Source organism: Paraburkholderia steynii, from assembly GCF_900100565.1.
GTDB lineage: Bacteria > Pseudomonadota > Gammaproteobacteria > Burkholderiales > Burkholderiaceae > Paraburkholderia > Paraburkholderia terrae.
The window spans coordinates 1-12,385 of record NZ_FNDI01000009.1 but is presented as its reverse complement, the minus strand read 5'-3'; the positions used below and the strand labels follow the sequence as shown (position 1 = coordinate 12,385).

Sequence of the window (12,385 nt, the reverse complement as noted above, 5' to 3'; positions counted from 1 at the left end):
AGCCGCTTTCTTTTGCCTACTTTTCTTTGCGGCGGCAAAGAAAAGTAGGTGCCGCCCCGCACAGGGGCGACGCGTGAAGCACGCTAACGAATCGCGGATGCCAGCGCAAAGGCAAAGCAAACCAAACCAAACCAAACCCACCCCGGCGATAATCACTTATCGCCCATCGACGTCATCACCGATGACAACATCAACCCAGCCGTCTCACTCGCCAACGAAAACTGCGGCATCACGATCTCCCGGAAATACGCCTTGAGCGCGCTCAGCACAATCCGCTCGCGCGAACAAATAGACGCACTAATCGCATCACCGCGCGCGGCCAGCCTGCCAGCAGGCAACACCTCCGCAACAAACCCCCACTCCCGCGCCGTCCTGGCATCGACAGCATCGGCCAGATAAATCATATGAGCCGCCGCCTTCGGCAGAACGCGATACCGCAATACGGACCACACCAACGTCGGCGGCAGGTTCTTCTGCATCTCCGGCAGACTGAACCTCGCCTCGTCCGATGCAATAGCGAGATCACACGCAGCAACGAGCGCACAGCCAAAGCCACGCGCATCGCCCTGTACTTCGGCAATCACGGGAACCTCGCTCTCATGCAACGCGCGATACACGCCGAGAATCGGATCTGCCACCGTGCGCCGAAACTGTTCTGACGTCAGTGGAGTCTGCGGTGCTGGGCTGGCGGCCCGACCGCCGCAAAAATTGGCGCCCGTCGCACGGACCCGGATGATCTTGATCGCAGGGTCATGGCCCGCATCGCGGATCGAATCAGATAACGCATGCAGTCCGCTTAAGCTCAGCGTATTGCCGACCTCAGGCTGAACAAAAGTGATCTGGCATTCGCTGCCGTTCTTCGAGACGGTGAATTCGGTCATGTGCTCCGCCGGCTAAATGGTCTTGAGAATCGAGATGCTGCGCACGTCATATCGCTAAAGCGTGACCAGACGCGTCGCCGATAATTCGAAACGCGACATCGACGTTTCTTTCGCTCCGTGAACACAACACCAGAGATAGAAAAGCTCGACGAAGCCGACGAAGTTGCACGCGTCGCGCGCGTCGTATTCATCGGTATCGGCTGTACCGTGGTCGAAAAAATCGGGCAGGCGCGAAAGTCGAACTGCAAGCGCGCCATCGGGCGCTTCGCGGCGGTGGAACACGCCACCGTCCGTTTCGAGGTTCAAATTCATTGTCCTTCCTGGTCGAGGCGGGAAGCGCTGCCATGCGCGGGTTCCGCCATTGAAGTGAAGTCAGATCGCGCGCGTTTCGCCGCCGTCGATGTCGAGAATGGCGCCCTGCGCAAACGATGCCGCGTCAGACGCCATGAACGCAACCGCCTGCCCGATTTCATCGGGCGAGCCGAACCGGTTGATCCCGCACTCGTTGAGCAGCATTTGCGTGGCGACTTCCGGCGCAACGCCTTCGTTCTGCGCAATGCGCGCGATGTTGCGTTCGAGGCGATCCGTCCTGATGCGACCGGGATTGACTGCACACACGCGAACGCCGTCGCGTTTGCCGAGGTCGGCCATCGCTTTCGTGAAGTTCATCAGGCCGGCGTTGACGACGCCGCCAATCGTGAACTCGCCGATGCCCGTCCATGCGCCGACGCCGACGATGTTGACCACCGTGCCCTGCGTGTTCGCGAGCTGCGGCCATGCCGCGCGTGTCATGCGCACGTAGCCATGCAGCTTGAGCGCGAGACCATCTTCCCAGTCATCGTCGGTCAGTTCGAAGAAATCGCCGCGCCGCGTGGCGCCCGCGTTGTTGACGAGCAGATCGAGATGCCCGAAGCGCGCGAGCGTTCGCTCGATCACCGACGCTGCCGCCTCGCGCTCGCGCAAATCGCAAGCGATGGTCAGCACACTGGCGTCGCTCGATTCGCGCAATGCGTTAGCCATCGCAGTGAGCTTGTCGCCATCGCGCGCGACCAGTGCGAGCCGCATGCCTTCCCGCGCGAGTTGGCGTGCGACGCCCGCGCCGATGCCGCGGTTGCCGCCCGTGACGATCGCGACCTTGTCCTTCAGGTTCAATTCCATGTTGTCTCCCAAGACATGCTGTTGCCGCCGATGCAGGCGAAGCCCCTCAGTCGATCTGCACGATCACGCGGGCATCGACGATCCTGACGGGAAACGAACGCAGGTCGTCCGTCAGCGGCGCGCACATCGCCTTGCCCGTGCGCACGTCGAAGCGTCCCTGATGCAACGGACACTCGATCTCACCGCCCTCGAGAAAGCCGTCGCACAGCCGCGCGTGTCCGTGCGTGCAGATGTTGTCGGTTGCGTAGACCTCGCCGTCGACCGAATACAGCGCAATTTCGCGCCCGCCGGCCTTGACGGCGATGACGTCGTTGTCGGGGAGGTCGGCCTGTGCTGCTACATCGATCCAGCCTTCCGTCATGGGGTGTCTCCTGATTGAAATGGATGTTGTGATGTCACGCCGGCTGTGCGACGGCTTGTGGTTGCGCGAAGAAGGCGTCGGCGTAGATGCGTGCTGGCTCCAGCCCTTTCGCGACGAGCGCTGCCGTCACGGCTTCGACCATCGGCGGCGCGCCGCAGACGTAGCCGCGAAAATCGCGCAACGCGTCGCTGTGCGCCCAGTCGGCGCCGATCGCATCGGGAACGAGTCCGGCGCGATGCCCTTCGCGTGCGGGACCGCTCGCGACGACGATCTGCACGCGCAGATTCGGATATCGCTGCTGAAGATCGGCAAGCGTGCGCGCGCCATACAGGTCGGCTTCCGAGCGCACGCCGAAATACAGATGCACAGGACGGCGATTGCCGGCTTCGAGCGACGCGCGTGTAATCGACAGCACGGGAGCGAGCCCCGTGCCGCCGCCGACGCAAACAATGGGGCCGTCATGCGTGCGGCGCAGATAAGAGGTGCCGAGCGGGCCGCTGATACGCGCGGTGTCGCCTGCCTTGAGCACTTGCGCGACGTGTTCGCTGACACGTCCGCCCGGCACGATACGGATATGGAATTCGAGCAGATCGTCGCCTTCGACGGAAGCCATCGAATACGGCCGTTCGAGGCCTGGCGCGAACTGCAGCGTCGCGAACTGACCGGGTGAAAACGACAGGGGACGGTTGGTGCGAAATCGCACGATGCGTACATCGTGTACAGGTGCATCGACCGATTCGACGATGCCCTTGAGGATGCGGGCCGGATGCACGACGACTTCGTCTGGCTCCGGAATTTCGATCGTACAGTCGCTTGTCAGCGTCGCCTGGCAAGCAAGCACGTCTTGCGCAGATGGATCGACGCGCTCGCTTCCCACCTGCAACGCTCCGCCAATCAGCTTGCAGCGGCAGGTTCCGCAGCGGCCCGCAGAGCAGCTATAGGAGATCGGCACATTCGCGTGCCGCAGGGTGTCGAGCAGATTGTCGCCGGACGCGAAGCTGATCGACTGTCCGGTGGGTTGCACGTGCAACTGCATGAATGTCTCCCGCCTCGAGATCTGGTTTTCGCCGATCTTAAGGGGGAGGCTGCCGGGCAGGAACTACGTGACGGGAATGGACGATATTCGCCCGCTGAATATGAGCGGACGGTCGCCGTTTCAGGGGAGCGGCACGGCCTGATCGGGCGAAACGTGCGGCGCGCCTTCGCTGAAGGTATCGAACATCATCGCGCGCAGCCACTGGTTCGCAGGGTCCCGATGATATTTGGCGGACCAGAAGACATTGAGGGGTATCGGGTCGAGCTTGATAGGCAACGGCGCCCACGCGAGATTGAACGGCACGATGCTGTGGTTCACGAGCCGTCCCGGTAGCGCGGCGATCATATCCGTCTCGCTCAGGATATGACCGACAGCGGCGAAGTGCGGGATACGCAGCTTTACGTTGCGACGCACGCCGAGGCGTCCCAGATCGTGCTCGATCATCATGTGCCCGGTATGCGGCGCCAGCACGACGAGATGATCGGCGCGTGCGAATTCCTCCAGCGTAATGCTGCCCTTGTCGAGTGCATGGCCTTTGCGGAACGCGCAAACGTACTGGCTCGCGGTCAGCCGGCGCTGGAACATGCCGGCATTCAGATCGGGCAGCCAGCCGATCGCCAGATCGACAGCGCCCGTTTCAAGCTCGTCCTTCAGATTCGACTCGCCTTTGCGCACGGTGCTGATCGACACATCGGGCGCAACGCGTTCGAGCGCCCGCATCAGGTTCGCAAGGAAATCGATCTCGCCGATATCCGTCATCGCAATGGTGAAGCTGCGATTGCTCCGCGCGGGATCGAAGTCCATCTCCAGATTGACGACGCCGTGAATCAGCCGCAACGCTTCGTTGAGCGGTTCGGCGAGGCGTTCCGCGTAAGGCGTGGGCTGCATGCCGCGGCCCGTGCGCAGCAGCAGATCGTCACCCAGCAACGCGCGCAAACGGTTCAGCGCGTTGCTCATGCCGGGTTGCGACATGCCGAGATTCTCCGCCGCTTTCGACACGCTCTTCTCGCGCACGAGTTCGGCGAGCACCAGCAGCAGGTTGAGGTCCAGATCTCGTAGTTGCATCGCTCTCGTCCTGATATTGCTGGCGATTATATCGTCCATTCGCGGGCGTTTATTGGTCGTCTGGGGTGTCTCGCAGATCATGTGTCCAGCAAGAACGACTCTGGAGACAACGCATGAGCATGGAACCCGTTCCGATTTCGTTCGTTCCGAAGTGGAAGGGCGAGGGATCGAGCCGCATCCCGTTCTGGGTCTATACCGACGAATCGGTTTATCGCCGCGAACTCGATCGGATCTTTTACGGCCCGCACTGGAGTTTCGTCGGTCTCGAAGCCGAACTGCCGAACGCGGGTGATTTCAAACGCACATGGGTCGGCGAGCGCTCTGTGATTCTGGCGCGCAACGAAGACGGTTCCGTCAGCGCGGTGGAGAACATCTGCGCGCATCGCGGCGCAGCATTCTGCCGGGAGCGCACGGGCAATCGCAAAGAATTCCTCTGCCCGTATCACCAGTGGACCTACGACCTCAAAGGCAACCTGACGGGTGTGCCGTTCCGGCGCGGACTCAAGAAGGATGGCGAAGTGCGCGGCGGCATGCCTGCCGATTTCAGTCCCGCCAATCATGGCTTGAACAAACTCAAGGTGGCGGTGCGTCACGGCGTGATCTTCGCTTCGTTCGATCACGACGTGGAGCCGCTCGAAGACTATCTCGGCCCGCAGATCCTGCCGTACTTCGACCGCACGTTCGACGGGCGCAAGCTGAAGATTCACGGGCACGCGCGTCAGCGCATTCCCGGCAACTGGAAGCTGATGCAGGAGAACATCAAGGACCCGTATCACGTCGGCCTGCTGCATACGTGGTTCCTGATGTTCGGCCTGATTCGCGGCGACCAGAAGTCGCGCATCGTGACGGACGCACATGGCCGCCACGGCGCGATGGAATCGACGCGCGAAGCGACGGGCAAGGGGGCAGTCAGCGAAGGCCTGCACAGCTTCAAGGACGACATGCACCTGAACGACGAACGCATCATCGACATCGAGCGCGAGGACTGGTGGAACGGTCCCACCGTCGTGATGCTGACGCTTTTCCCCAATCTGATCGTGCAACAGCAGTCGAACAGCATGTCGGTGCGGCAGATCATTCCGCGCGGCACGGGTGCGTTCGATTTCGTCTGGACGCACTTCGGCTTCGAAGACGACGACGCCGAGATGGAGACGCGCCGCATGCGTCAGGCCAACATGTTCGGCCCCGCCGGCTACGTGTCCGCGGACGATGGCGAAGTGCTCGAATTCTGCCAGGAGTCGTACGACAGCGGCGACAAGGCACGCACGACGATCGCGGAGCAGGGCGGACGCGACTGGAGCGAGTCGAACCACACGATTACCGAGAACGTGCTGCGCGGCATGTACGCGTACTGGCGCAAGCTGATGGAGATCTGACCTATGCAGCACACCGATCCGAAGGCGGACCTGCTCGACGTGATGACGTTGCACAGCGAATACAGCGCGTGTGTCGATGCGGGCGAGTTCGGGCGTTGGCCCGATTTCTTCGTCGAGCATTGCGACTATCGCATTCAGTCGCGCGAGAACTTCGACGCGAAGCTGCCGCTTTGCATCATGTGGCTCGAAGGCAAAGGGATGCTGCTCGATCGCGTCTATGGGGTTCGCGAAACGCTCTATCACGATCCGTACTATCAGCGGCATATCGTGTCGGCGCCTCGCATCGTGTCGGCGGACGACAACGAAATTCGCGCCGACGCGAACTATCTCGTGCTGCGTACGAAGCGCGATTCGTTTTCCGAGCTCTTCAACGTGGGCCGCTATATCGACACGATCCAGCGCACGCCTGACGGCCTGAAGTTCAAGGCGCGCAACTGCGTGTTCGACAGCGAATGGATTCGCAACTCGATCATCTATCCGATCTGAAGCGGCAGGTTTCAAGGAAAACGTCACGATGGAATACGTCAAGCTGGGCAACAGCGGGCCCGCTGTGTCGCGTATCGCGCTGGGCATGATGTCGTATGGCACGCCGGAATGGCGGCCGTGGGTGCTCGATGAAGCCGCTTCACGTCCGATCGTGCAGCGCGCGGTCGAACTCGGCATCAATTACTTCGATACCGCCGACATGTATTCGGCCGGGCGGTCCGAAGTGCTGACAGGCCAGTTCGTGCGCGAGTTCTGCCGCCGTGAAGAAGCGGTGATCGCGACCAAGGTGTTCTATCCCGTCGAGATGGCATTCAAGGGCGGCGCGGCGGGCGGCGCCAAACCGCCGAAGCATCCGAATGCAGATGGCCTGTCGCGCAAGCGCATCCTGCACGCGGTCGATCAAAGTCTCGCAAGACTCGGGACCGACTATATCGACCTCTATCAGATTCATCGCTTCGACTATGGGACTCCGCTCGAAGAGACGATGGAAGCGCTGCACGACATCGTGAAGGCCGGCAAGGTGCGCTACCTGGGCGCGAGCAGCATGGCGGCATGGCAATTCGCCAAAGCCCAGCAGATTGCGCGCGACAACGGCTGCTGGACGCCGTTCGTCAGCATGCAGAACCACTACAACCTCGCCTATCGCGAGGAAGAACGCGAAATGATCCCGCTGTGCCGCGATCAGGGTGTCGCGGTGATTCCGTGGAGTCCGCTCGCACGTGGTTTTCTTTCGGGCAGGTCACGGACGGATGCAGCACCGCAAGACTCGACGTTGCGCGCGAAGACCGACGACGTCGCGCAGAAGTACTACTGCCGCGACAGCGACGCGCGCGTGCTCGTGCAACTGGGCGCGCTGTCCGCACGCAGGGATGTCAGGCACGCGACGCTCGCATACGCGTGGCTGTTGCACAAGGGCGTAACGGCACCCGTCGTCGGCGCGACGAAGGTCAGGCATGTGGACGACGCCGTCGCGGCGCTCGATGTGATCCTGTCGGCCGGTGAGATCGCAGAACTGGAAGCGCCGTACGAATCGCATCCCGTGATCGGACATAGCTGACTGCGACGAACGCGGCCAACGCGCAACGTGTGGAGAGGGCTTTCATGGATGTTTTGCAGGGTGTCGTTTCGGGACATCTCCGTGTGCGCGACGGCACGCGCATCGCATACAGCGTGCATGGCAATGTCGAAAGCGGCCAACGCGTGCTGCTCGTGCATTCGCTCGGCATGGACCACGACTTCTGGCGGCCCGTCGTGGCGAGTCTTGCGCAACGCGCGCTCGTGATGACCGTCGATGCGCGCGGTCACGGCGCATCCGACAAGCCACGCGGACCCTATCGCGTCGAGCAGATGGCGCAGGACATGCACGATGTCGTGTCGGCATTCCGCTTCGACAACGTGCTGGTGGCGGGCGCGTCGATGGGCGGCTGCGTCGCGCTGCAATTCGCCGCGACGTGGCCGCGCCTGACACGCGCCGTTGGCCTCATCGATACGACGGCCTGGTATGGCGAGGCCGCACCGCAGAACTGGGAACAGCGTGCCGTGAAGGCGGAGCAGGGCGGGTTGGGTCCCCTTGTCGACTTTCAGACGACACGCTGGTTCAGCGATGCATTCCGCGCGGCGCATCCGAATATCGTGCAGCGCTGCGTCGATACGTTTCTGCGCAACGACGTGCATGCGTTTGCCTCGACGTGCAGGATGCTGGGCGCCTTCGATGGTCGCGCGTTGCTGTCGAACGTGCGCGCGCCATGCGCGGTGATCGTCGGCGAAGAAGACTACGCTGCGCCGCCGGACATGTCGCGTGCATTGCATGCGGGCATCGAGAGATCGACGCTGACGGTCATTCCAGGCGCGCGTCACCTGACACCGCTCGAAACGCCCGACATCGTGATCGCCGAACTCGACAAGCTGCTGGACGCAACGGAACGCTGATATGCGGCATTGCGGACCTCAACGGTCCGCTCCAAAAGTGGTTCGGTAATGCAGTCACTGCGCAGGCGTCACACGTCGCGCGGCATTAAAACAAGACAAGGAGACAACCCATGCAACACCCCGCAGGCAGTCCCGGTCAACGCACGTCCGACGCTGCGCCCAGCGGCGTGACGCCGCAAGTCTGGTATCGCTCGCTCAATCGTCAGCAGTGGAATGCGCTGTCCGCGTCCAACCTCGGCTGGCTGTTCGACGGCTACGAAACCTACACGCTGATCCTCACGGTCGGCATCGCGCTGCACCAGTTGCTCGAACCGGCGATGCATGCGCAGATTCCGTTCTACGCCGGTCTCGTCATCGCTTTGACGCTGCTCGGCTGGGGCGTGGGCGGGCTGGTCGGTGGCGTGCTGACCGATTACATCGGCCGCAAGCGGATGATGATGCTGGCGATCCTCGCGTATTCGCTGACCACGGGCCTGAGCGCGTTCGCGTGGAACTGGGAGTCGTTCGCGGTGCTGCGCTTTATCGTCGGCCTCGCGATGGGCTCCGAGTGGGCGACGGGCACGGCGATGACCGCGGAACTCTGGCCGGACCGTCATCGCGGCAAGGGCGCGGGGCTCATGCAATGCGGGCTCGGCATGGGCTTTTTCGTCGCGTCGCTGGTGTGGCTCTTCATGAGTCAGACAGGTGAACTGGCGTGGCGCTACATGTATGTGCTCGGCGTGTTGCCGGGTCTCGTCACGTTGTGGATGCGTTCGAGCATTCCGGAATCGGAGCAGTGGGAGCGCGTCAACGACGACCGCCGCCGGATTCGCGCGCTCAAGCGTGAAGGCGGCGCAGTGTCCGGCCGTGAAGAAGCGCTGAGCCGCTTCACGCTCGTCGATCTGTTTTCGGTGCCGAAGCTGCGGCGCCGCACGTTGGTCGCGGTATTCATGTCGCTGACGACCACGCTCGGCTGGTGGGGCATATCGACCTGGGTGCCGCCGTACATCGGCGCCGTGGCTGCGCATGCGGGGCTGTCGGCGCCGCGCTGGGCCAGCTTTGCGGGCATGGCGTACAACGTCGGCGCGATTGCCGGCTATATCGGACTCGGCTTTCTCGCCGACGCCTATGGCCGCAAGCGCGTGACGTTCATGTTCTTCGGCATGGCGCTCGTCATGACACCCGTGCTGTTCATGTGGACGCACGACATCGGCATGTTGCTGCTGGTCTCGGCCGTGACGGGCTTCTTCAGCCTCGGTCAGTACACATGGATGCCGACCTGGTTGCCTGAGCTTTACCCGACGCGTATTCGCGGCACCGCGATCGCGTTCTGCTTCAACGTGCCGCGTCTGCTCGCGTGGTCGGGTCCGCTCGTCGCGGGCACGCTGATCGCGCGCTTCGGCGGTTATGGACATGCGGCCGTCACGGTGGGGTTCATCTATCTCGTCGGGCTCTCGCTTACCCCGTTTCTACCGGAGACCAACGGCAAACCTTTACCCGAAGACGTGTAGCACAGCGTGGCACTGCCATGGAAAAACAACAACGGAGGAGAACATCCACAATGAAAAAACTGACTCTGGCGCTGCTCGCGGCGGGCATGCTGGCAACGGGCGCGCACGCGCAAAGCAGTGTCACGTTGTACGGCAGCATCGACGAAGGCATCACATACAACACCAATAACATGGGGCATGGCACGGCCACGCTCGGTCCCGTCGCCGTGCCGGACTTCTACGGGATGCGTGGGGTGGAAGATCTGGGCGGCGGCCTGAAAGCCGTGTTCGCGCTGCAAAACGGCTTCAAGTCGAACACGGGGCAGGGGACAATCGCGGGGGAAGCATTCAGCCACTTCTCGTGGGTTGGACTGACGAGCGACCGTTTCGGCGCACTGACGCTAGGGCGTCAACTCGATCTCGCCGCGGACGCGCTGCGCGTGAATTCGAACGGTAGCGTACAGTACACGTTCTATCTGTTCCATCCGGCGAATCTCGACAATCTGGGGATCATTGGCGACTCGATCAATAACTCGGTCAAGTACACGACACCGACGCTTCATGGGTTCACGGCGAGCGGGATGTATGGTTTTGACGATTCGAGTACGCAGCCGGGGCGAGTCGTGAGCGCGGATGTCGTGTACTCGCAAGGGCCGTTGCGGGCATCGATGGTGTACAGCAGCTGGCGCAATCACGCGATTCCGCTCGTGTCGGGATTGGGTCTGGGTTCGTTTCTCGGCCAACCGCTGACGGGCGGTCAGACCTTTGTCGCGCGGACTCAGGATATCTTCGGTTTGTCGGCGCTCTACAAGGCGACGTCGGAACTCGACTTGCACGGCGTGCTGACGCAAGTCAATCTTTCGACGCAGACACAGTCGGCTCGAATGAGGACGGCGGAACTGGGCGCGGACTATCACGTGACGGTAGCCAACACGGTGACACTCGGCGGCTACCTGTCCTGGCTATCGGGAACGCGTTACGCCGAACTGGGTGTCGGCGATGTCTATGCGCTTTCCAAGCGGACCGTGGTGTACGCGCAAGTGACCTGCCAGCATGCGGATGGCGTTGGAAACGCAGCGATGCCGTTGCTCGCGCCGTCGGATAGTCCGAACCAGACAGCGTTTCGCATTGGCGTGCATCACTTCTTCTGACGCGTACTCACGCGAACGCGTAAGGTCCGCCTCTTTCAATTGCGGCTCCGTATGCGGGCCGCGAGTGAATGCGATGCAGGAAGGCGTTTAGATTTGCGTACCGGTCATCGAGTCCGCCGCGTTGACGGGCGGCCTCTAACGGGAAGCTCATCATGATATCGACGGCAGTAAACGAATCACCGGCAAACCATGGTCGACTGGATAATTCGCTATCCATCCACGCGAGATGGTCTTCGAAAGAACGCCTCACATCCGCCGCAGCCGTACGCCCCGCCTCGCCCATTCGCCCCAGAACAAGAAGCGCGAAAAGCGGAGGCATCAGAGAGCCCTCGGCGTAGTGCATGAAGTGTTGATACCGGCGAGCGCTCTCGGGTTCAGCCGGTCTGCCTATCTTTGCGTCAGCACCGTCCAGAATGTGCTCGAAGATCAAACCCGACTCGGCAAGTGTCAGGTTGCCGTCCTGAACGAGCGGCAGCTTGCCGAGCGGATGTATTCCGCTCACGGCGGGCGGCGCCTGGCCAGTGATCGGATCGCGATTGTAGCGAACGAGCTGATAAGGCAACGCCAGTTCTTCGAGTAGCCACAGAACACGCTGCGAGCGCGAGTTTTCGAGGTGATGCACGGTGATGTTCATGCAAGGTCCCACATGTTAACTGCTTGCCGAAGGAGGTCGGTGTCGGCATGCGTCGATTGAAAGTTCGACCGAGTCTACGTGGGGCGAAGGTGTTCGATAATTCGCCAGTGGAAGAATTCACTCTTCTCGTAACGCGAACGCTCGTGGCCCGTGCGAGAGGGCATCGTCCGGTATGAGTGCATGGACTTGCGATGGCATCCGCGTGTTGTTAGCGTGCTTCAAGCGTCGCCCCTGTGCGGGGCGGCACCTACTTTTCTTTGCCGCCGCAAAGAAAAGTAGGCAAAAGAAAGCGGCTCACACCGCCAGTTTTTGTTTTTGCCTGAGGGCCCCCACAGGGTCTTACGCTTCACACGGCAATCACGTGACCCATGCTCGTTGCCAACGCTCTGGATGTGCGCCTCACCCGCTTCACGCACCCGCGTTGCGGTGCGCCGTGCCAGACGTTCCACCGCCGCCCAGGTGGCAAACTGTGTGTAGGCCGTAGCGCCGCATACGCCTCACTCCGGACCGATAGCGCACGCGTTCCACCCTGTAAGAGCGCCACGCTGTACGACGCGACAACCTACACACAGTTTGCCACCTGGGCGGCACATACCATTCGCTGCCGCTTGTCCGAGTACGGGTATTCGAAGCGGGTGAGGCGTACATTCGAAGCGTTGGCAACGAGCACCAACCAGGGCACCGCCGTGTGAAGCGTAGGACCCTTTGGGGGCCCTCAGGCAAGAAGAAATGTTGGCGGTGTGAGCTGAAGTGGTCAAGTAATCCTGGACACTTTTTCTGCTTTCCCTCTTTTCTTGCTGGTTACTTCATATTCGGCGGGCGGCATGTTGCCGGCCGCC

General features: G+C 61.9%; 13 protein-coding genes. 6 read left to right on the top strand and 7 right to left on the bottom strand.

The window, feature by feature from the left end; translation table 11 throughout:
* Nucleotides 1-152: 152 nt before the first annotated feature.
* The 6 genes from BLT65_RS17480 to BLT65_RS17455 all read right to left on the bottom strand — a co-directional run bounded on the left by BLT65_RS17480 (nt 153) and on the right by BLT65_RS17455 (nt 4,501).
* Nucleotides 153-881, bottom strand: coding sequence for an enoyl-CoA hydratase/isomerase family protein (locus BLT65_RS17480; protein WP_091779456.1), 729 nt, complete (start codon nt 879-881; stop codon nt 153-155).
* Nucleotides 882-935: 54 nt separating this feature from the next.
* The gene (locus BLT65_RS17475) at nt 936-1,193 is read right to left on the bottom strand and encodes a hypothetical protein (protein WP_091779454.1); all 258 of its coding nucleotides are present in this window, start codon (nt 1,191-1,193) and stop codon (nt 936-938) included.
* Between the two features lie 60 nt (nt 1,194-1,253).
* Nucleotides 1,254-2,039, bottom strand: a complete 786-nt coding sequence (locus BLT65_RS17470; protein ID WP_091779452.1) for an SDR family oxidoreductase — start codon at nt 2,037-2,039, stop codon at nt 1,254-1,256.
* 46 nt (nt 2,040-2,085) lie between these two features.
* Nucleotides 2,086-2,400 (bottom strand): non-heme iron oxygenase ferredoxin subunit, encoded by a 315-nt coding sequence (locus tag BLT65_RS17465; RefSeq protein WP_042316773.1) that lies wholly within the window; start codon nt 2,398-2,400, stop codon nt 2,086-2,088.
* A gap of 34 nt (nt 2,401-2,434) precedes the next feature.
* Nucleotides 2,435-3,436, bottom strand: a complete 1,002-nt coding sequence (locus tag BLT65_RS17460) for a 2Fe-2S iron-sulfur cluster-binding protein (RefSeq protein WP_091779450.1) — start codon at nt 3,434-3,436, stop codon at nt 2,435-2,437.
* 120 nt (nt 3,437-3,556) lie between these two features.
* Nucleotides 3,557-4,501, bottom strand: a complete 945-nt coding sequence (locus BLT65_RS17455; protein ID WP_091779448.1) for a LysR family transcriptional regulator — start codon at nt 4,499-4,501, stop codon at nt 3,557-3,559.
* 113 nt (nt 4,502-4,614) lie between these two features.
* On the opposite strand from BLT65_RS17455, the gene BLT65_RS17450 reads away from it, so the two are divergent.
* From BLT65_RS17450 to BLT65_RS17425, 6 genes are all read left to right on the top strand, one after another.
* Complete coding sequence (locus tag BLT65_RS17450; RefSeq protein WP_420852535.1) at nt 4,615-5,877, top strand: aromatic ring-hydroxylating oxygenase subunit alpha; 1,263 nt, start codon at nt 4,615-4,617, stop codon at nt 5,875-5,877.
* 3 nt (nt 5,878-5,880) lie between these two features.
* Complete coding sequence (locus BLT65_RS17445) at nt 5,881-6,363, top strand: aromatic-ring-hydroxylating dioxygenase subunit beta (protein ID WP_091779446.1); 483 nt, start codon at nt 5,881-5,883, stop codon at nt 6,361-6,363.
* A gap of 28 nt (nt 6,364-6,391) precedes the next feature.
* A complete protein-coding gene (locus tag BLT65_RS17440; RefSeq protein WP_091779444.1) occupies nt 6,392-7,420 on the top strand; it encodes an aldo/keto reductase in 1,029 nt (342 codons plus the stop codon).
* Between the two features lie 44 nt (nt 7,421-7,464).
* Nucleotides 7,465-8,292 (top strand): alpha/beta fold hydrolase, encoded by an 828-nt coding sequence (locus BLT65_RS17435; RefSeq protein WP_091779442.1) that lies wholly within the window; start codon nt 7,465-7,467, stop codon nt 8,290-8,292.
* A 110-nt stretch (nt 8,293-8,402) separates the two neighbouring features.
* A complete protein-coding gene (locus BLT65_RS17430; RefSeq protein ID WP_091779440.1) occupies nt 8,403-9,782 on the top strand; it encodes an MFS transporter in 1,380 nt (459 codons plus the stop codon).
* Nucleotides 9,783-9,832: 50 nt separating this feature from the next.
* The gene (locus BLT65_RS17425) at nt 9,833-10,912 is read left to right on the top strand and encodes a porin (protein WP_091779438.1); all 1,080 of its coding nucleotides are present in this window, start codon (nt 9,833-9,835) and stop codon (nt 10,910-10,912) included.
* Nucleotides 10,913-10,919: 7 nt separating this feature from the next.
* Here the strand turns inward: BLT65_RS17425 and BLT65_RS17420 are convergent, their stop codons facing one another.
* Nucleotides 10,920-11,546 carry a glutathione S-transferase family protein gene (locus BLT65_RS17420; RefSeq protein WP_091779436.1) on the bottom strand — a complete coding sequence of 209 codons (627 nt, stop codon included), beginning with the start codon at nt 11,544-11,546 and terminating at the stop codon, nt 10,920-10,922.
* Nucleotides 11,547-12,385: the final 839 nt, after the last annotated feature.